The sequence below is a fragment of the Sphingobium vermicomposti genome, assembly GCF_011762025.1.
GTDB lineage: Bacteria > Pseudomonadota > Alphaproteobacteria > Sphingomonadales > Sphingomonadaceae > Sphingobium > Sphingobium vermicomposti.
In genome coordinates this window covers 879,365-897,461 of the sequence record NZ_JAASQR010000002.1, presented here as the reverse complement: position 1 = coordinate 897,461, position 18,097 = coordinate 879,365, and the positions used below count along the sequence as shown (strand labels likewise).

The following is an 18,097-nucleotide window of genomic DNA, read 5'->3' as shown; positions in this document are numbered from 1 at the left end:
GCAGGGGCGATATCGCTACCCTGTCCCAAATCTCAGGCGGCGGCGCTTTCCGGTGCGACCGCGAACAGGGTGACGTCCTTATATTTGGCGTCGGTCTCATCATACAGGCCGTGCATCGCCTCGAACGTTTCGTCGAGGACGCTGACATCGTTCAGCCCGGCCAGCTTGAAAGTGCCAAGCTTCAATTCACGGGGGGGGCGGCCTTCCCGCTCGATCGTCACGGCGTCGATGAACATCTCATCATGGCGCGTGTAAAGGATGTGCGGGGCCAGCTTGACGACCAACTTATTGTAGGTCGCCATCAGGCATTTTTGCAGCGCGATCGCTTCGAAAATGGTCGTCGGGGCGGTCATAAAGTCATGTCATTACTGATTCGCATGGACTGATCAATTGCTTTGTGCGTCGCAGCATGTGCACCGAATGGTTTTCGGGACGAGTAGCTGCGGGTTTCAGTGCTTCTTGAACAGGTGAAGGATGGCGACGATCACGCCGCCGATGATCAGGCCGACAATGCCCGATCCGACGGCGTTGACCACCCAGTCCACGGCTGGTCCGACGGCGGGCAGGGCATGGGCCGTGCCTTCCGCAACGGCGTGGATCGCACCGGGGATCAGGTCCCAATGAAATTCATGCAGCCCATGGACGATCAGCCCGCCACCGACCCACAGCATCGCTGCGGTGCCTACGACGGACAGAATCTTCATCAGCACTGGCATGGCATGGACCAGGCCGCGCCCCACGGCGCGCGCCATGGCAGACGCCCGCTGGGCCAAATGCAGGCCGATATCGTCCATCTTCACGATCAGGCCAACGACGCCATACACGCCCGCCGTTATCAGGATAGCGACGACGACCAGGATCACCGCCTGTTCCCACAATGGTTCGGTGGCGACGGTCCCCAGCGCGATCGCCATGATCTCGCCCGACAGGATGAAGTCGGTGCGAATCGCGCCCGAAACCTTCTGCTGTTCCAGCTCCGCCGAACTGTGGGTGATCAGCGCTTCTTCAGCCACGTCATGCCCGCCCCGCAGCGCTTCCAACAGCTTTTCTGCGGCTTCGAAACAGAGAAAGGCTCCCCCGGCCATGAGCAGGGGCGGCAGAAGCCATGGCGCAAATGCGCTGAGCAAAAGGGCCGCGGGCAAAAGGAATAGCAGCTTGTTACGCAACGATCCGCGCGCAATCTGCCAGATGATGGGCAGTTCGCGGTCAGGGGTCAGGCCGATGACATAGCGCGGCGTCACCGCCGCATCGTCAATGACGACGCCTGCCGCCTTCGACCCTGCCTTGCCCGCTGCGGCAGCGACATCGTCAATCGATGTAGCCGCCAGCTTGGCTATCCCCGCCACGTCGTCGAGCAGCGCGATCAGACCCGAAGCCATTGATGATTTTCCCCTGTTCAAAAACGGACGATCGCCCGCTACGCAGCGGCCTCATAAGATGGCGGCGGGTGAGGGGCAATAAGAGCGCGCGATGGCGTCAGGCGACGCCGCGATAATTGCCCGGGGGATCGCTGGCGGGGAAGGATTCGTCCCCCTGTTCATCCACCATGTCCCAATCGCGGGCGGCGATATGCTGCTCCGCCGGTCCCGCATCCCGCATGATGCCCGAAGACCCGACCGGCGCGCGGTCATCTGGTTCTTGGGGCATCCGGCGCGTCTGCCAGCTTTTCCATGCGACGGTGCCAAGCCCGGTAAGAAATGCTAGCTTTAACAGCCCCTTCATGATGATTTCTCCTGCGGATGATGAATATGGACCCATTCGGCCCGGTTGCCGGTGACGCCATCGGGCGGCAGGTCGAATTCGCCTTCTTCATCGGTGCCGGGGCGGGCTTCGTCGCTGTTTCCTGCGCCCGCGATATCCCAGCGCTGGCGTAAAGCGGCATCGATCATGGCGCGCCAGACGGCGTCGTCTCCGACCGCGCGCATGGCGGCGTCAGGGTCTTTCAGGATTGCCAGAAGGCTCGCCGCATCCGCCACTCGTTCATGCCAATCGCCCGAAGCACCAGTGGCGAGATGCCGGGCGAGCCGTTCGATGAGAGAGCGCTGTTCCATGACCTTTGGAACGCCCGCCTGTTTGCTTCCGTTCCGTGCCTGCTCGTAACGGCGGCGTAGCGGATTGAACGCGAATCGACGCCGTTCGTTTCGTGGCGGGGGACGCATGCCTATGGGAGAATATCCATGCCTCAAGGCGACAAGAGCAGCTACACCGACAAGCAAAAGCGCAAGGCCGAACATATTGAGGAAGGCTATGAAAAGCGCGGCGTTTCCAAAAGCGAGGCAGAAAGTCGCGCCTGGGCGACGGTGAACAAGGAATCGGGTGGCGGCAATAAATCCGGTTCCGGGCGCGGCAAGCCCGATAGCCATACGTCGTCGCGCAAAGGCGGGCGAAAAGGCGGCGCTGCCTCTGCTGGGCGCACGGCAGCCGATCGGTCAGCTGCTGCGAAGAAGGGATGGGAAACGCGACGGAAAAAGGCGGGCTGACGGGGGAGTGGATGGGTTCTAGCCAGTCAGTGCTTCACTCTGATTTCGAACAATTTGGCCCAATTTTTACCGGTCACGAACAGCCGATCCGCCTTGGCGTCATAGGCGATGCCGTTGGCGACCGACTCGCCGTCGGTCGCGCCGCTGGCCGATAGCAGGGGTGCAATGTCGATCCAGTCGATGACGTCCCCGGTCGCAGGATCAATGCGCGCGATCCGGCTATCATACCAGATATTGGCCCAAATTTCGCCCTTCACATATTCCAGTTCATTGAGCCGCTCGACCGGCTGACCGTTGAAAGACACGGTGATGCGGCGCTGTTCGGAAAGATTGTCCGGGTCCAGAAAGCGCAGCTGGGCGCTGCCATCGCTCATGATGATGCTGTGGCCGTCCTGCGTCAGGCCCCAACCTTCCCCCTCATAACGAAATTGCGATATGGGAGAAAAGTCTTTGATATCCCATATAAAGCCCGTCCGGTGCCGCCAGGTCAGGCTGATCAGCCGGTCCTTCCAGTTGACGATGCCCTCGCCGAAATAAGGTGGCGGAATGACGCGGCGATCCAGCACCTTCCCGTTTTTCAGCGCGACCTTGCGGATTTCCGAGCGTCCCTCCAGCCCCGTGCTTTCATACAGGGCACCCTCGTGGAAAAAGAGGCCCTCTGTGAATGCGCCCGGATCATGTGGGTAGCTTTGAACCAGTTCCCACGCTGTCTCGGCCCGGAGCGGCGGTGACAGCGTGAATGCCAGCGACGCCAACGCTATCCGGCCAAACCTGTGCCAAAAGCGGTTGGGAAACGGGCGCGCCCTACTGGTCCGCCACACCGATGTCATTCATCCTCGCCATTATCCGCTTCCTTTGGCGGATGCAGGCGCAGGCGCGTGACCCTGCGTCCGTCGCTGCTGATGACTTCAAGTCGCCACCCGCTTTGTTCATGCTCCAATATTTCGCCAGCCTCTGGCACGCGTCCGGCTATGACGAAGGCGAGGCCACCCAGCGTGTCGACATCTTCCTCAATATCGGCAAGTCGGCTGTCGATCTCCTTGGCGACATCCTCCAGTTCCGCGCGGGCATCGGCGTCCCACAGCCCGTCTTCCAGCGGCACGAGCAGTGCTTCGGGAGCGTCGTCATGCTCATCCTCGACATCGCCGACGATTTCCTCGACCAGATCTTCGAAGGTCAGCAGCCCTTCGGTGCCCGAATATTCATCCAGCACGATGGCCAGATGCGTGCGTTTCGCGCGCATTTCCGCCAGCAGGTCGAGCGCACCCATGCTTTCGGGAACGTAAAGGGGTTGCCGGATTAGCGGAGTGATGCTGTCGGGAACAGGCGTCTTTCCGGCCAGGATCGCGAAAGCGTCGCGGATGTGGATCATGCCGACGATGGTGTCCAGCGTGTCGCGATATACCGGGATACGGCTATGTCCGGCTTCCGCGAACAGGGCGGCCAGATCGGCAAAGCTGGCCTTTTCTTCGATCGCGACGATGTCCGCGCGGGGAACCGCCACGTCATCCACCGTATGTTCGGAAAAATGCAGGAGGTTGCGGACCATCTGGCGTTCTATCGCCGACAGGTCGCCCTTTGCCGGGGGAGATGATTTCTCATCCTCCCCATCCTCATCATATTCGTCGAGCGCTTCTTCCAGTTCGCGGCGAAGGCTATGATTTCCATCCTCACCGAAAAGCAGTGATTTAAGGCCGCTCCATAAGCCACCTTCCTGGCTGCTACTGTCCGATTCCTTGGAACCGTTGCCGTCCTTGGGGCTGCCCTCAGCCATCTGACTTCCTATTCCCCTGTCCAATACATGTGTAACCGGCTGCTAAAGCGATAAGCGTTAAAAATCTAGCGGTCCCCGTAAGGATCGCTGACGCCCAGGCTGAGGAGCGACTGGGTTTCCAGCGCTTCCATCGCTTCGGCCTCCGCGTCTTCCATATGGTCATAGCCCAGCAAATGGAAAGTGCCATGGACGATGAGGTGTCTGGCATGGTCCGCGACGGATATGCCCTTTTCCGCCGCTTCGCTGGCGCACACGCCTTCGGCAAGGACGATGTCGCCCAGCAGCACCTCGCCATCATCGGTGTTTCCGGTGCCTTCCAGCAGGTCCGATTGCACCATGGGGAAGGACAGTACGTTGGTCGGCCGGTCCTTGTCCCGATAGGCGCGGTTCAGTTCATGGACCTCTTCGTCGCTGGTCAGCTTGACGGCGACCTCATACAGGGCTTCGTCGGTCGCGAAGGCGGCGTAGGGGCTGTGGACGATCGCCGCGACCACGGCGCGCTGGGCCAGCATTTCCCAGTCTTCATCCGGCCAGCCCTGATCGTGAAGCACGGCGACTTCAATCATTTGGACCGGCTCCGATGGTGGTGGTCAACATTGCGACGGGGGAGGCAGGTCGGTGCCTTGCTTTACGCATCCGGTCCCTCATAGGCTTGAACAATACGACCGACGACCGGGTGCCGCACGACGTCGCCAATGCCAAAGGGCACGATGGAGATGCCGTCCACCCCCTCCAGCCGGGCCACCGCATCGGCAAGGCCCGATATGCCGGGCTGCGGTAAATCGACCTGTCGTGGATCGCCGCATATGACCATGCGGCTGCCTTCGCCAAAGCGGGTGAGGAACATCTTCATCTGCGCGATCGTCGTATTTTGCGCCTCATCCAGCACGATGAAGGCGTTGGCCAGGGTGCGTCCCCGCATGAAGGCCAAAGGCGCGATCTCAATCTCACCCGATGCGATGCGCCGTTCGACCTGCTCTGCGGGCAGGGTGTCGTACAGCGCGTCGTAAATGGGGCGCAGATAGGGATCGACCTTTTCCTTCATATCGCCCGGCAGGAAGCCCAGCCGTTCACCGGCCTCCACCGCAGGCCGTGACAGGATCAGGCGGTCGACGCTGCCGGTGATCAACTGGCTGACCGCCTGCGCGACGGCAAGGTAGGTCTTGCCGGTGCCTGCCGGTCCCAGGGCAAAGATGATGTCGTTCCGGGACAGTGCCTCCATATAGGTGACCTGGGTCGATGAGCGGGGGACGATCGTTTTCTTGCGCGTCCTGATCATCACCGTGGGCGGTTCGGCGACGTCATGGCGGATGATGCCGTCCAGCGTCGGTTCGGCTGACATGGCGATGACAGCCTCCACCGCGCCGCTGTCGATTTCCTGGCCCGCGACGATGCGGTTGTAGAGGCCGGTCAGGACATCACGTGCGCGCGCGGCGGCTTCGGCATGGCCTTCAATCTGCAGCTTGTTGCCGCGCGCCGCGATATAGACGCCCAGCCGGTTTTCGATGGCCACCAGATTCTGGTCATATTGCCCGAACAGCGCCCCCAGTAGGTGGGGCTTTTCAAACATCACCTCCAGGCGGGCGCGCTCTGCGGTGTCGACGCGATGGTTTTGATTAGGTTTTTTGGACATGGGGTCAGCCTCTTCCTACTTCGGTCACAGCCGCGAGAGCAGCTATCCATCTCTCTCCCTTCCAGCCTGGCGGACAGGGTCGGAGATGGGCTCCCGTGATGCCGGGAACGACTGTGAGTAGGTTCAAGCGGCCTTCCTCCTACTAGGTTGACCGGCCAGACTATTCGGGCCGGCGCTGATGATATCTACTTCGACCATGTCGCCGATGAAAAGTTCCGGCGCGGTGACATGCACTGACTGAAGCCAAGGGGTCTTGCCGATCAACTGCCCTGGATGGCGGCCCTTGCGTTCCAGCAGAATCTGGGTGCGACGCCCAACAGTACTCGCGTTAAAATCCGCCTGATGCCGGTTGATCGCCGCCTGCAGCCGCGCTAGCCGCTCATCCATCACTTCGGCTGGTACCTGCCCGTCCATTCCCGCCGCCGGAGTGCCGGGGCGCGGGCTGTATTTGAACGAATAGCATTGGGCATAGCGCACCTGTTCGACGATCCTGATCGTATCTTCGAACTCGGCATCGGTTTCGCCGGGGAAGCCGACGATGAAATCTCCCGACAATGCAATGTCCGGGCGGACCGCGCGCACGCGATCGATGATGTGCAGATAGCTGTCGACGCTATGGCTGCGGTTCATCGCCTTCAGGATGCGGTCATTGCCCGATTGCACCGGCAGGTGGAGAAAAGGCATCAGCTTGTCCACATCGCCATGGGCGGCGATCAGGCCGTCGCTCATGTCATTGGGGTGGCTGGTGGTATAGCGGATGCGCTTGAGGTCATTCAGCCTGGCCAGTTCGCGCACCAGCCCATCCATGCCTTGGGCGCGGCCCTTGTCATCCTCTCCGGTCCAGGCGTTCACATTCTGGCCCAGCAGGGTGATTTCGCGCACCCCGCCATCGACCAGCGCCTTTGCTTCGTCGATGATGGCGGACCAGCTACGGCTGATTTCCGCGCCGCGCGTGTAGGGCACGACGCAATAGGTGCAGAATTTGTCGCAACCTTCCATGATGGTCAGGAAAGCGGTGGGGCGGGCCTGCTTCGTCCGCGCGGGCAGCGCGCCGAATTTGGAGGCGAGCGGCATGTCGGTGTCCACCGCTTCCTCGCCGCGACCGGCTTTTTCGATCAATTCCGGCAGGTGATGATAGGCTTGCGGGCCGACGACGATGTCCACGCTTTTGGCGCGGCGGCTGATTTCGCTGCCCTCTGCCTGGGCCACGCAACCGGCTACTGCGATCATCGGACGGGTCCCGTCCTCGCGCGTCAGGCGACCGATGTCGGAATAGACCTTGTCCACGGCCTTTTCGCGGATGTGACAGGTGTTCAGGATCACCAGATCCGCCTGCGCGCCTTCGCTGGCCGCCGTCATGCCGCGCTCGCCCAGCATCTCGGCCATGCGCTCGCCATCATAGACGTTCATCTGGCAGCCGAAGGATTTGACGTGGAAGGTAGCCGGAGTCTTGGGAGCGTCGTTACGATTCATGCGATCCAGCTATACAGGGCGCGTTGCACAAGTGAAAGGCGGCAGGTGGTGTCCGATGCTGACGGCGATCCTTTCGCTCACCACCGCCGCCAATTGCTTGCGATCGGGATGTTCCATGGGGTCGAAAGGCTCCAGAAAACGCAGCGTCACAATGAGCGGTCCCTTGCGTTCCAGGATTTTTTTGACATTCGCGCCCGCCGGCTCTTGGCTGTGCCAGGCGACAGCGTCGGTGGCGTCACCATAATCGATGTGGACGGGTTGAATCATGACGGCGCGGGGCGGCGGTATCAGCACGGCGAGCAGCGAAGGCTTGAAGGGAAGCAGCGCGCGTCCGTCGCTGGTCGTTCCTTCCGGGAACAACGCGACCGGCTGGTGACCCGCCAGGGCAGCGCGCAGTCCGTCGATCTGGCCTGCGATCGCGCCGCGCCGGTTGCGCGCCACGAACAGCGTGTTGTTCTGCGCTGCCAACCATCCGATCAGGGGCCAGCGGGCGATGCCGTCATGAGCGACAAAGGCTGCGCCGGTCGCCCCGCCCAGCGCCAATATATCGACCCAGCTGACATGGTTGGCGATGATGAAATTGTCGCCGTGAAACGCATGTCCATCAACGCGCACCCGCGCGCCGACCGCGCGCGCCGCCATCGCCAGGAAACGGCGCGGCCAGGGCGACCGCCTGCCAAAGGCGCGCCAGATCAGATGCGGGACAAGGCAGAGGACCAGGCTGCCTACCAGCGCCCCTATTCGCAGCAGACGGCGCAGCCTGCGCAAGCGGGTCAGTTCTTCCGGTCGAGCGAGACGCCGTAAAGCTCCATGCGGTGATCGACCAGGCGGAAGCCCAGCCTTTCCGCGATCAGCTTTTGCAGCTGCTCCAGTTCGGGGTCGACAAATTCGATGACATTGCCGGTTTCGACATCGATCAGATGGTCATGGTGCGATTCCGGCGCGGCTTCATAGCGGGCGCGGCCATCGCCAAAATCGTGGCGCTCCAGAATCCCGGCTTCCTCGAACAGGCGCACCGTGCGGTAGACTGTGGCGATCGATATGCCCGGATCGATGGTGGACGAGCGCTTGTGCAACTCCTCCACGTCCGGGTGATCGGACGCGTCGCTCAAGACCTGAGCGATGACGCGGCGCTGCTCGGTTATTCGCAGGCCCTTTTCATGGCAAAGCGCTTCCACGTCGATCTTGCGGTTCATGAAGATTGGCTCATTTCGTTAATTCGGCACTTGGGGAAAGCTAGCCGCTTTTCCCACGGCATGAAAGGGGCGCATGGTCGATGCGCCCCTTCGTCATGATAGATAAGGGCTGCAGCGCGCTTATTTCGCGCGGGTGCGGCGACGCTTGGTGCCCAGGCCGATCTTTTTTGCCAGCGTGCGACGCTGTTCTGCATAATTTGGTGCCACCATCGGATAATCGGCGGCCAAGCCCCATTTCGCCCGGTAATCGTCTGGCGTCATCTGGTAATGAGTCATCAGATGACGCTTGAGCATCTTCAGCTTCTTTCCGTCTTCAAGGCAGACGATGAAATCGGGCTTGATCGATGACCGGACGGAGACTGCAGGTTCCAGCTTTACTTCCGGCGCGGCGCTGGGCGTCGCGAGTCCTGAAAGAGCGGCGTGAACATTCTGAATGAGAGTGGCGACATCAGAGACCGCAACGCTGTTGTTGGAGACATGTGCTGCCACAATGTCGGACGTCAAAGTAATGAGCAGCTCGCTCTGCGCTGATTCGGTTTCCATTTTCTTTATCCTGAGAAGTCTGATTTTATGTGCGACCCGCCCAAGATAATCATTTCAGGAGCGGTATCATTGGATTATACCTTGGCCATTCCTTTAGCAAGGAATGATGCAGGCTATTCGATTATTTCTATACGAAAGCTCAACGCATCGTGAAGTTGCCCATCCTGGCCACGGTAATAACCGGGCCGACGATGTACATATTCAAACCCCATATTTTCATATAATTTTATCGCATTATTGGACGAACGCACTTCCAGGTTCATCGACCTGATCCCGCGTCGTCGCGCTGTCTTCAGGCTGTCGGCCAGCAGCGTGCGGCCTACGCCGCGCCCGCGCCAAAGCGGGTGAACGGCCAGCAGCAACAATTCGCATTCGTCCAGCACCGATCGGACCAGGGCAAAACCCAGCACCGCCGCGTCAACCCGCGCGATGGTCAGCCATGTTCCCGGCATCACCATGACGCCCGCCAGTTGGGACAATGTCCATGCTTCGCCATAGGCCGGATCGAACGCGTGGGACATCACGTCCATGGCGTCGGCCATGGCGTTACGCTCTGCATCCTCATGGATGTCGAGGGTGAGGCCGGGGATCATGAAGGCGCTTGGGCCGCCATGGGCCGGGCGTCGGCATCGCGACAGTAAATGGGAGAGGGGGACAGAGCGGCAAGGCCCGCGATCAAGGGATAGTCGACCGAGTCAGGGTAACGGTTGACCGCCAGGCCATGGCCGCGGGCCGTCACCAATGCCTCTGCCCCCGTGCCATAGATGATGGGTTGGTCCATCTGGGCTGCTAGCGTGGCGATGGGCGTGGAGGCGGGCGCGGTGAGTGCAGTCAGGCCGTCTTCTTCAAAACATTGCCAGAACAGTTCGCCATGCCCGCCGGTTATCGTGACGGCAATGGGACCGCCTTCATGGTCCAGCGCCGCTTTCGCCGCAATCAGCGACAATGCGCCATAGCCGCGCAAGGGCAGCGACCAGGCCAATGCCAGCGCGCGTGCCGCCGCGATGCCGATGCGAACGCCGGTGAAGCTGCCGGGGCCGACGTCCACGGCGATTGCATCCGCCCGCCCGCCATCGGGCAGCGCGGCAATGGCCGGTATCAATGCTTCGGCATGACCCCGTCCTACAATTTCATGGAAGCAACCCGCTGGCTGGTCATTTTCGAGCAGCGCCACGGACAGCGCCTGCGTAGCGGTGTCGATGACCAGAGTGCGCAAGAAAATCCCCTGTGAGAAGCCGGATGGTTAGGATTGGTCCAGCGGTTAGTCCATCCGCCTCTATTTGCCAATGCGGTCTGGCAGGACCTTTAAACAGCGCGCACTTCGGTGACTTCCGGCACATAATGTTTCAGCAACTGTTCAATGCCGTTTTTCAGGGTTGCGGATGAGGATGGGCATCCCGAACAGGCACCCTGCATCCGCAGGAAAACCGTGCCGCGATCAAAACCGCGATAGATGATGTCGCCGCCGTCATTGGCGACCGCTGGCCGCACGCGTGTGTCGATCAATTCCCTGATCTGGGCGACGATCTCCGCATCGGCGGGGTCGTCGGAAAATTCCTCTTCGGCTGGCACGACGATCGCGTCGGCGGATCCCGGCGTGAACAGGGGCATGTTCGCGGAAAAATGTTCCAGCAGGATCGAAAGCACGTCCGGCTTTACGTCGGCCCATTCCGCGCCGGGCGCGATGGTCACTGACAGGAAATCGCCGCCAAAGAACACACCCGTAACGTCACCCAGCCCGAACAGCGCCGACGCAAGGGGGGATGCCTCCGCTTCCTCCGGCGTCACGAAGTCGCGCGTTCCCATGCCCATGACGACGCGGCCGGGGATGAATTTGACGGTGGCCGGATTAGGCGTAAGTTCGGTTTCGATCAGCATGGCTGCTATGTGGAGACAAGACTGCGCCAGATCAAGCTTTCTGGTAAGCTGGAAGGGAACTTCGCGCCCCGTTCGTCGATTAAATCCCTTGTTCACCTACAGGAGAAAGAAAGATGAGCAACGAGGTCGACATCCGTCATCGTTTTTGGACGGAACTCGCGCAAAGCCCCTTTCTGATGGTCGGCCTTCAAGGCTCGCACGAACATAGCTTGCCGATGACCGCGCAACTGGACCCGGGCGCCAACCACTGTTTCTGGTTCTATACGACAAAGGACAATCGGCTGGCGGCGGGCGGCCCCGCCATGGCGCAATTTTCCGGCAAGGGGCATCATTTGTTCGCCTGCATCGACGGAACGCTGACGACGGAAAATGATCCTGCCGTCATCGACCGTTATTGGACCCATGATGTCGCCAGCTGGTATCCGGGCGGACGTCAGGACCCCAATTTGCAGATGCTGCGGTTTGACCTTGGCCATGCCGAAATCTGGCGCGCGGATATGTCGCTGGGCGGCATGTTCAAACAGATGTTCGGCGGCGACGTTCGCGCCGAAATGCGCGACAAGCATGTAGAAATCCCGCTGTAATAAGAGGCGGCGAACATCTGCAAATATATGAGCGGTTCCGGCTAAAATCCGGGACCGCTTGCTATTTATATGGATCAGGGGCATATGCCCGGCAGCGCAGCGGGGGCGTTTTCCGCCCGACAGCGATTGGCAGCGTGATCGTTCCGGCCCTTAGGGGTGACGGGGCCGGCCAATGAAAGTCTGCGCCAAGCTTGAGGCTTCCCTTTTCACGCGGGTCGTTTCGTAACCCGCCTTGCGCGCCGGTTGCATGTGCAGCCGCGTCGACGCATCGCTCGACTTGTGAGTTTACCCTATGCAATTTACTGACCTTGGCCTCGCCGAGCCGATCCTCCGGGCGCTCGCCGCCAAGAAATATGCGTCTCCCACGCCCATCCAGGCGCAGGCCATTCCTGTCCTGCTGGATGGCAAGGATCTGTGCGGCATCGCCCAGACCGGCACCGGCAAGACCGCAGCCTTCGCGCTGCCTAGCCTCGACCATTTCGCGCGCAATCCCAAGCCGACGCCGCTTCAGGGCTGCCGCATGCTGGTGCTGTCGCCGACCCGCGAACTGGCCGCGCAGATCGCGCAGAGCTTTCGCGACTATGGCCGCTTCCTCAAATTGTCGGTCGAAGTCGTGTTTGGCGGCGTCCCCATCAACCGTCAGATCCGGGCGCTGGGCCGGGGCGTCGATGTCGTCGTCGCAACCCCAGGGCGTCTGCTTGACCTGATCGATCAGCGCGCCTTCACCCTGAAGGACACGGAAATCTTCGTCCTGGATGAAGCCGACCAGATGATGGACATGGGCTTCATCCATCCGCTCAAGCGCATTGCCAAGCTGCTGCCCAAGGAACGGCAGAACCTGTTCTTTTCGGCCACCATGCCCGGAGAGATTGAGGCGCTGGCCGCGCAGTTCCTGAACAATCCGGTAAAGGTGAGCGTTGCGCCGCAATCCACCACCGCCGAACGGGTCCGCCAGCAGGCGACCTTCGTCAACCAGGTGGAAAAGCAGGCGTTGCTGACCCTCACCGTCAAGGATGAGGATATCGACCGGGCGTTGATCTTTACCCGTACCAAGCATGGCGCGGACCGGGTCGTGCGCTTTCTGGAAGGTGCGGGCATCCAGGCCGTGGCCATCCATGGCAACAAGAGCCAGGCCCAGCGCACCACCGCGCTCCAGGCATTTCGTCATGGCAATGTGAAGCTGCTGGTCGCCACCGACATTGCGGCGCGCGGCATCGACGTGTCGGGCGTCAGCCATGTCATCAATTTCGAACTGCCCAACGTTCCCGAACAATATGTCCACCGCATCGGCCGCACCGCGCGGGCAGGGGCGGACGGCGTGGCGATCAGCTTTGTGGCGGAGGATGAACGTCCCTATCTCAAGGCGATTGAACGGACGACCCGCGTAAAGCTGGACATCGTCCCGCTGCCGGAGAATTTCGTCGAGGTCGTGCGCAACCTGCCCAAGGCCGCGCCGCCCAAGAAGGGCCGGGAGCAGACGCCCGATCAGAAGGCAAGGCGTGCCGATGGTCAGCGCCGCTACCAGGATCAGCAGCAGAGGCAACCGCGCGGAACAGCCGAACGGGCGCATCGCCCCGATGGCGAAGCGCTGGCGAAAAAGCCGTCGCGTCGTCGCCGCACCGGCGTTGGCGCGCACAAGGGTGCGGTGCAGCGCACCGTTCGCTGATCGGTTTCGGGGCGGTGAAGCGCCGCGCTGGCAAGCTGTAGATCAGTTTCGTCAGTAGCTATTCAGAAATTTGGCTCTAGGCTGCACGCCATGAGCCATAATTTCCGGCGCTCCGCCGTTTCGCTAGTCGTCCTTGGTCTGCTGATTTCAGGATCGCCCGTCCCGCTCTCTGCGCGGACGGGGCCGGTCGCTGCATCTTCTCCTGCCGGTCCCAAGACGACCGCGCCGCAGTTGCGCCCGTGGCTGTATGAAAATAGCGATGTCCCCATCGACGCCGCATGGCGCTTTGGTCAACTGCCCAACGGCCTGCGCTACGCCATCCGCCGCAACGGCGTCCCGCCCGGCCAGGTGTCGGTCCGCCTGCGGATCGATGCCGGATCGCTGATGGAGCGGGCTGATGAGCTTGGCTACGCCCATTTCATGGAGCATCTGACCTTCCGGGGCTCGCGCCATGTGCCGGACGGCGAATCCAAGCGCATATGGCAGCGGCTGGGCGTGACGTTCGGCAGCGACAGCAACGCCCAGACGACGCCCACCGGCACCACCTATGCGCTCGACCTGCCGCAGGCGACCCAGGACACTCTGGGCGAAAGCCTGAAAATCCTGGCGGGGATGATGGCCGATCCGAACATCGTCGATCCCGCCGTCGATGCCGAACGCGCGGTCGTGCTGGCGGAACGGCGTGAGGGCGTAGGCCCGCAAATGCGCATTTCCGACGCCAGCCGCGAACATTTTTTCGCGGGCCAACCGCTCGCCAGCCGCAGCCCGATCGGATCGGTCGAAACTCTGAACGCCGTCACCGCCGCCCGGATGGAAGCGTTTCATGACCGCTGGTATCGCCCGGAAAATGCCGTGATCGCCATTGCAGGCGACATGGACCCGGCAGTCGCGGAACAGTTGATCAAGGATCAGTTTTCCGGCTGGTCGGTGCCGGGGCAGGGCGCGCCGCTGCCTGACTTCGGCGAACCCGACCCCAAGGCGCCAGCGACCAAAGTCACGGTGGAACCCGGCGCGCCCACTGGGCTGACCATGGCCTGGCTGCGTCCCTGGAAGCCGCGCGCCGACACGATCGTCTATAATCAGGACAAGCTGACCGACATGCTGGCGCTGCAGATCATCAGTCGGCGGCTGGAACAGGCTGCGCGCGCTGGCGGCAGCTTCCTGCAGGCAAGCGTCGATCAACAGGACGTCAGCCGGTCCGCCGACGGCACCTTCGTCACTATACTGCCCACCGGAGAAAATTGGGAAAAGTCGCTGCACGACGTGCGCGCGATCATCGAAGATGCAAAGGCCAGCCCGCCCAGCCAGCAGGAAATCGACCGCGAATATGCGCAGTTGGACACCGCGCTAGCCATCCAGGTCGAAAATGCCGACACGGAGGCCGGGGCGAAGCAGGCGACCGATCTTGTAAGCGCCGTCGACATTCGGGAAACGACGGTCAGCCCGCAGGCCGCGCTCGACATCTTCCGGTCGGGCAAGCCTGCGATGACGCCGCAAAAGATATTGGATTCGACCCGGCGGCTGTTTTCGGCTGGCGTATTCCGCGCCATGCTGGTCACCGGCAAGGTTCAACCTGGCGTGGACGCCCAGTTGGCGGCGGCTGTGGCTGCACCCGTGAAGGCCGCGACCAATGTGCGCCTGTCAGCGAAGCCGGTCACCATGGCTGACCTGCCCAAAATGGGGCCGCCCGGAAAGGTCGTGTCCCGCACGTCCGTAGGACTGCCGGGCATGGACAGCATCACCTTTGCCAATGGGGTCAAGCTGACCCTGTTCGCCAATGATGCCGAAACTGAAAAGGTGCGCATCAACGTCCGGTTCGGCCACGGCCAGCAGGCATTCTCTCCCACAAAGCCCGCGCCCGGCTGGGCAGCCAACTATGCGCTTGTGGCTGGCGGCATTGGCAAGCTGGGCCAGCGCGAGCTGGATGAACTGACCAATGGTCGCCGGATGGGCATGGACTTTTCCATCGACGACGACGCCTTTGAACTTCAGGCCGTCACCCGGCCCGCCGATTACAAGGATCAGTTGGCGCTGTTCGCTGCCAAATTATTCGCGCCCGGCTGGGACCCAGCGCCGATTGCCCGTGTGAAGACAGGGGCGGCGGTCGCCTATGATGCGATGGCCCGCGCGCCCGATTCGGTCCTGGCGCGTGACCTCAACTGGCTATTGCATGACAAGGATGTGCGGTTCCGCACGCCGTCACGCGCGGAAATAGAGGCGCTCACGCCGCAGGCATTCCGCCAGACCTGGGAACCGCTGCTCGCGTCTGGCCCTATCGAGGTGCAGATTTTCGGGCAGGTAAATCCCGACGATGCGATCCAGGCGGTGGCCGCGACCTTTGGCGCTCTTCCCGCCCGTCCCAACGCGCCGGTCCCGGCTGCGAACAAGGTGATGCGCTTCCCCGCTCCAGTGGCAACGCCGGTCGTCCTGCGTCATAAGGGCAGCAAGGATCAGGCGGCAGCCGTCATGGCCTGGCCGACCGCAGGCGGCTTTTCCCTTCAAACGGAGGCGCGCCAGCTGGAGATTTTGACGCAGATCTTCAACGATCGGCTTTTCGACAAGCTGCGCTCGACCGAAGGCGCGGCTTATTCGCCCAGCGTGCAGAATAACTGGCCTTTTTCCTATGAAAATGGCGGTTACATTCTCGTCACAAGCCAGGTGCGGCCAGATCGCGTCAAATATTTCTACGGCGTCGTGAAGGACACGGCCGCCGATCTGGCCCAGAACCCTGTCAGCGATGATGAATTGCAGCGCGCAGTCGCGCCGATGCGGCAATTGCTGATGCGGGCGGGGACGGGCAATGCCTTCTGGATGAACCAGATGGAGGGCGCAGCGCATGACGCTCGCTATGTCCAGGCGATGCAGACCATGGCGCGCGACATGCTGACCGTCACCCCGGCGCAGATTCAGGCGTTGGCCGCCCGCTATCTAAAGCCTGGGAAAAGCTGGTCCGCCGTCGTCCTGCCGGAAGGAGTCGAAGCGCGCTGAAGACGGCGCGATCCCGCCGGGGCGTGTCGGTCAGTCTATCCCGCGCAGCGCCGCGACGATCATGCGGGCCGCCCCCTTGGCGGTCGCCTCCGCGCTCAATTTCGGGCGCGCCAGGCTGCGATGGCCAAAGCCGAACATACAGGCCAGGATCAGCTCTTCGGCGTCCCCCAGACTGTCTTCACCCAGATCGGGATTGGCGGCGCAGGCAAAATCGCGCAGCCATGGCCGCAAATTGCCGCACAGTGCCGCTATGGTTTCGCCCACGGGTTCGCTACGAAATCCTTCGGCCAATATGTCGAACGACAAAGCTTCTTCATGATCGGCGAGAGCGCCCTGGAAAAGGTGCTCGAACGCCTCCTCGACCCCTATTTCGCCCGTGCATAATCTATTGCGCAGTGCGGCAATCTCGTTTCGCCGCTCGCCAGAGTCCACCTCGACGATGGCGCTGATAATGTCTTCCTTGCTTTTGAACAGCCGGTAGATTTGGCCCACGGAAACCTGAGCGCTGCTGGCCAGTTCGGCCATCGACGTCTGATGGAAGCCACGAAGGTTGAACAGGCCGCGTGCCGTCGCCAGGATGCGCTCCTTGCCTCCCTGCTCATGCTGCGCTGCAACCAAAATTCCGCTCCTTCGTCTCTTTTTGTCCTTGAACTCCCCTTGCCATCTTCCTACCTGATGGGCAAGCGGAATGAACGTTCACTCCGCAATCAGAAAAAGCGGAGCATCGGCTGGTGCCAAAGGGATTGATTGTCGGACTGTTCGCCTGTGCTTCCAGCCTTGCTCTTGGCGGGTGTGGCAAGGACGCGCCTGCCGCGCCACCGCCGCCATCGGTGGGCGTCGTGTCGCTCAAGGTGGAATCGGCCCCGCTGATCAGCGAGCTTCCGGGCCGCATCGCCGCAGCCGAAATCGCTGAAGTGCGCCCGCAGATCAGTGGCATCATCCGCAAGCGCCTGTTTGCGGAGGGTGCCTACGTCAAGGCCGGACAGATGTTGTACGAAATTGAGGACGCGCCCTATCAGGCTGCCTTGGCGCAGGCGCGCGGCAATCTGGCGCGCGCTCAGGCGTCGATCAACGCTACGTCCTTGCAGGCCAGGCGCTATCAGGATCTGGTCGGCATCAACGCGGTCAGCCGTCAGGAAGCGGACAATGCCCTTGCCACTGCCCAGCAGGCTCGTGCCGATGTCGCGGCCCAGCGTGCTGCCGTACAGGCGGCACAGGTCAACCAGAACTTCACCCGCATCCGCGCGCCCATTTCGGGCAGGATCGGCAGGTCGCTGTTCACCCCCGGCGCGCTGGTTCAGGCGGGGCAGGCGGACGCGCTCGCCACGATCCAGCGGATCGACAGCGTCTATGTCGATGTGACTCAGTCGGCGGCCGACATCATCAATTTCAGGCAGGCTCTGCGCGACGGCGGCGTCAGCGAAGCGGATGGCGCACGCGTCCAGCTGTTGCTGCCCAACGGCAGCACCTATGCGCTGGAAGGGCGGCTGCAATTTTCCGAGGTGACGGTCGATCCCAGTTCGGGTGCGGTCACGCTGCGCGCGACCTTCCCCAATCCTGACGGGCTGTTGATGCCGGGCATGTATGTTCGCGCGCGGGTCGTTGCGGGACAGCAGACCAACGCCATCCTCGCGCCGCAGCAGGGCATCAGCCGCGATGCGCGCGGGCGCGCCACAGCGATGGTCGTCAATGCCCAGAACAAGGCTGAAATCCGTCAGGTTGAAGCCAAACAGACGATGGGCGACAGGTGGATCGTGACCCAGGGGTTGAAGGCGGGTGATCGCCTGATCGTGGAAGGGCCGACCAACCTGAAACCGGGCACTGCCGTCACGCCGCGTGCGCCCGAACAGGTAAAGCCGGTATCGGGCGGGGCACAGTAAGA

The 18,097-nt window shown here is 62.0% G+C and carries 21 protein-coding genes; 5 read left to right on the top strand and 16 right to left on the bottom strand.

All coding sequences use genetic code 11. The features are described from left to right. Positions 1–32 precede the first annotated feature (32 nt). From FHS54_RS09235 to FHS54_RS09220, 4 genes are all read right to left on the bottom strand, one after another. Positions 33–353, bottom strand: coding sequence for a hypothetical protein (locus FHS54_RS09235; RefSeq protein ID WP_167303482.1), 321 nt, complete (start codon positions 351–353; stop codon positions 33–35). Between the two features lie 96 nt (positions 354–449). Next, positions 450–1,379 (bottom strand): DUF808 domain-containing protein, encoded by a 930-nt coding sequence (locus tag FHS54_RS09230; protein ID WP_167303481.1) that lies wholly within the window; start codon positions 1,377–1,379, stop codon positions 450–452. 97 nt (positions 1,380–1,476) lie between these two features. Next, complete coding sequence (locus tag FHS54_RS09225) at positions 1,477–1,722, bottom strand: hypothetical protein (RefSeq protein WP_167303480.1); 246 nt, start codon at positions 1,720–1,722, stop codon at positions 1,477–1,479. Next, complete coding sequence (locus FHS54_RS09220; RefSeq protein WP_167303479.1) at positions 1,719–2,051, bottom strand: hypothetical protein; 333 nt, start codon at positions 2,049–2,051, stop codon at positions 1,719–1,721. The genes FHS54_RS09225 and FHS54_RS09220 overlap by 4 nt, the downstream gene beginning before the upstream one ends. Before the next feature lie 126 nt (positions 2,052–2,177). Between FHS54_RS09220 and FHS54_RS09215 the strand changes: the two genes are divergently transcribed. Next, the gene (locus FHS54_RS09215; RefSeq protein ID WP_167303478.1) at positions 2,178–2,480 is read left to right on the top strand and encodes a plasmid stabilization protein; all 303 of its coding nucleotides are present in this window, start codon (positions 2,178–2,180) and stop codon (positions 2,478–2,480) included. A 26-nt stretch (positions 2,481–2,506) separates the two neighbouring features. On the opposite strand, the gene FHS54_RS09210 is transcribed toward FHS54_RS09215, so the two are convergent. The 11 genes from FHS54_RS09210 to FHS54_RS09160 all read right to left on the bottom strand — a co-directional run bounded on the left by FHS54_RS09210 (position 2,507) and on the right by FHS54_RS09160 (position 10,977). Next, positions 2,507–3,310 carry a glutaminyl-peptide cyclotransferase gene (locus tag FHS54_RS09210; RefSeq protein WP_167303477.1) on the bottom strand — a complete coding sequence of 268 codons (804 nt, stop codon included), beginning with the start codon at positions 3,308–3,310 and terminating at the stop codon, positions 2,507–2,509. Continuing rightward, positions 3,307–4,254, bottom strand: coding sequence for a hemolysin family protein (locus FHS54_RS09205; RefSeq protein ID WP_167303476.1), 948 nt, complete (start codon positions 4,252–4,254; stop codon positions 3,307–3,309). Before FHS54_RS09205 ends, FHS54_RS09210 begins: the two co-directional genes overlap by 4 nt. Positions 4,255–4,319: 65 nt before the next feature. Continuing rightward, positions 4,320–4,820, bottom strand: coding sequence for an rRNA maturation RNase YbeY (ybeY, locus tag FHS54_RS09200; RefSeq protein ID WP_167303475.1), 501 nt, complete (start codon positions 4,818–4,820; stop codon positions 4,320–4,322). A gap of 62 nt (positions 4,821–4,882) precedes the next feature. After that, positions 4,883–5,887: a PhoH family protein gene (locus FHS54_RS09195; protein ID WP_167303474.1), complete on the bottom strand. Its 1,005-nt coding sequence runs from the start codon at positions 5,885–5,887 to the stop codon at positions 4,883–4,885. 123 nt (positions 5,888–6,010) lie between these two features. Continuing rightward, positions 6,011–7,360, bottom strand: coding sequence for a tRNA (N6-isopentenyl adenosine(37)-C2)-methylthiotransferase MiaB (miaB, locus tag FHS54_RS09190; RefSeq protein WP_167303473.1), 1,350 nt, complete (start codon positions 7,358–7,360; stop codon positions 6,011–6,013). 9 nt (positions 7,361–7,369) lie between these two features. Then, a complete protein-coding gene (locus tag FHS54_RS09185; protein ID WP_167303472.1) occupies positions 7,370–8,128 on the bottom strand; it encodes a lysophospholipid acyltransferase family protein in 759 nt (252 codons plus the stop codon). Between the two features lie 5 nt (positions 8,129–8,133). Next, positions 8,134–8,556 (bottom strand): Fur family transcriptional regulator, encoded by a 423-nt coding sequence (locus tag FHS54_RS09180; protein WP_167303471.1) that lies wholly within the window; start codon positions 8,554–8,556, stop codon positions 8,134–8,136. Positions 8,557–8,676: 120 nt separating this feature from the next. Beyond that, positions 8,677–9,099 (bottom strand): Ros/MucR family transcriptional regulator, encoded by a 423-nt coding sequence (locus FHS54_RS09175; protein ID WP_167303470.1) that lies wholly within the window; start codon positions 9,097–9,099, stop codon positions 8,677–8,679. A 113-nt stretch (positions 9,100–9,212) separates the two neighbouring features. Then, positions 9,213–9,692, bottom strand: a complete 480-nt coding sequence (gene rimI, locus FHS54_RS09170; protein WP_167303469.1) for a ribosomal protein S18-alanine N-acetyltransferase — start codon at positions 9,690–9,692, stop codon at positions 9,213–9,215. Continuing rightward, the gene (gene tsaB / locus FHS54_RS09165) at positions 9,689–10,315 is read right to left on the bottom strand and encodes a tRNA (adenosine(37)-N6)-threonylcarbamoyltransferase complex dimerization subunit type 1 TsaB (RefSeq protein WP_167303468.1); all 627 of its coding nucleotides are present in this window, start codon (positions 10,313–10,315) and stop codon (positions 9,689–9,691) included. Before tsaB ends, rimI begins: the two co-directional genes overlap by 4 nt. A gap of 89 nt (positions 10,316–10,404) precedes the next feature. Continuing rightward, positions 10,405–10,977: a NifU family protein gene (locus FHS54_RS09160; RefSeq protein WP_167303467.1), complete on the bottom strand. Its 573-nt coding sequence runs from the start codon at positions 10,975–10,977 to the stop codon at positions 10,405–10,407. Positions 10,978–11,090: 113 nt separating this feature from the next. On the opposite strand from FHS54_RS09160, the gene FHS54_RS09155 reads away from it, so the two are divergent. From FHS54_RS09155 to FHS54_RS09145, 3 genes are all read left to right on the top strand, one after another. Beyond that, a complete protein-coding gene (locus tag FHS54_RS09155) occupies positions 11,091–11,561 on the top strand; it encodes a pyridoxamine 5'-phosphate oxidase family protein (RefSeq protein WP_167303466.1) in 471 nt (156 codons plus the stop codon). A 292-nt stretch (positions 11,562–11,853) separates the two neighbouring features. Beyond that, positions 11,854–13,227 carry a DEAD/DEAH box helicase gene (locus FHS54_RS09150; protein ID WP_167303465.1) on the top strand — a complete coding sequence of 458 codons (1,374 nt, stop codon included), beginning with the start codon at positions 11,854–11,856 and terminating at the stop codon, positions 13,225–13,227. 90 nt (positions 13,228–13,317) lie between these two features. Further along, on the top strand, positions 13,318–16,215 hold the full coding sequence (locus FHS54_RS09145) for a M16 family metallopeptidase (RefSeq protein WP_167303464.1): 2,898 nt from the start codon (positions 13,318–13,320) through the stop codon (positions 16,213–16,215). A 30-nt stretch (positions 16,216–16,245) separates the two neighbouring features. On the opposite strand, the gene FHS54_RS09140 is transcribed toward FHS54_RS09145, so the two are convergent. After that, complete coding sequence (locus FHS54_RS09140) at positions 16,246–16,833, bottom strand: TetR/AcrR family transcriptional regulator (protein ID WP_167303463.1); 588 nt, start codon at positions 16,831–16,833, stop codon at positions 16,246–16,248. A gap of 113 nt (positions 16,834–16,946) precedes the next feature. On the opposite strand from FHS54_RS09140, the gene FHS54_RS09135 reads away from it, so the two are divergent. Further along, positions 16,947–18,095, top strand: a complete 1,149-nt coding sequence (locus FHS54_RS09135) for an efflux RND transporter periplasmic adaptor subunit (RefSeq protein ID WP_167303462.1) — start codon at positions 16,947–16,949, stop codon at positions 18,093–18,095. The last annotated feature ends 2 nt before the right edge of the window (positions 18,096–18,097 follow it).

Coding starts and splice junctions, on each gene's coding strand:
- FHS54_RS09195 (WP_167303474.1), bottom strand. CDS start 5,887: ATGTCCAAAAAACCTAATCAAAACCATCGCGTCGACACCGCAGAGCGC.
- FHS54_RS09180 (WP_167303471.1), bottom strand. CDS start 8,556: ATGAACCGCAAGATCGACGTGGAAGCGCTTTGCCATGAAAAGGGCCTG.
- FHS54_RS09230 (WP_167303481.1), bottom strand. CDS start 1,379: ATGGCTTCGGGTCTGATCGCGCTGCTCGACGACGTGGCGGGGATAGCC.
- FHS54_RS09225 (WP_167303480.1), bottom strand. CDS start 1,722: ATGAAGGGGCTGTTAAAGCTAGCATTTCTTACCGGGCTTGGCACCGTC.
- FHS54_RS09150 (WP_167303465.1), top strand. CDS start 11,854: ATGCAATTTACTGACCTTGGCCTCGCCGAGCCGATCCTCCGGGCGCTC.
- FHS54_RS09155 (WP_167303466.1), top strand. CDS start 11,091: ATGAGCAACGAGGTCGACATCCGTCATCGTTTTTGGACGGAACTCGCG.
- FHS54_RS09205 (WP_167303476.1), bottom strand. CDS start 4,254: ATGGCTGAGGGCAGCCCCAAGGACGGCAACGGTTCCAAGGAATCGGAC.
- FHS54_RS09235 (WP_167303482.1), bottom strand. CDS start 353: ATGACCGCCCCGACGACCATTTTCGAAGCGATCGCGCTGCAAAAATGC.
- FHS54_RS09175 (WP_167303470.1), bottom strand. CDS start 9,099: ATGGAAACCGAATCAGCGCAGAGCGAGCTGCTCATTACTTTGACGTCC.
- FHS54_RS09145 (WP_167303464.1), top strand. CDS start 13,318: ATGAGCCATAATTTCCGGCGCTCCGCCGTTTCGCTAGTCGTCCTTGGT.
- miaB (WP_167303473.1), bottom strand. CDS start 7,360: ATGAATCGTAACGACGCTCCCAAGACTCCGGCTACCTTCCACGTCAAA.
- FHS54_RS09220 (WP_167303479.1), bottom strand. CDS start 2,051: ATGGAACAGCGCTCTCTCATCGAACGGCTCGCCCGGCATCTCGCCACT.
- rimI (WP_167303469.1), bottom strand. CDS start 9,692: ATGATCCCCGGCCTCACCCTCGACATCCATGAGGATGCAGAGCGTAAC.
- ybeY (WP_167303475.1), bottom strand. CDS start 4,820: ATGATTGAAGTCGCCGTGCTTCACGATCAGGGCTGGCCGGATGAAGAC.
- FHS54_RS09160 (WP_167303467.1), bottom strand. CDS start 10,977: ATGCTGATCGAAACCGAACTTACGCCTAATCCGGCCACCGTCAAATTC.
- FHS54_RS09215 (WP_167303478.1), top strand. CDS start 2,178: ATGCCTCAAGGCGACAAGAGCAGCTACACCGACAAGCAAAAGCGCAAG.
- FHS54_RS09210 (WP_167303477.1), bottom strand. CDS start 3,310: ATGACATCGGTGTGGCGGACCAGTAGGGCGCGCCCGTTTCCCAACCGC.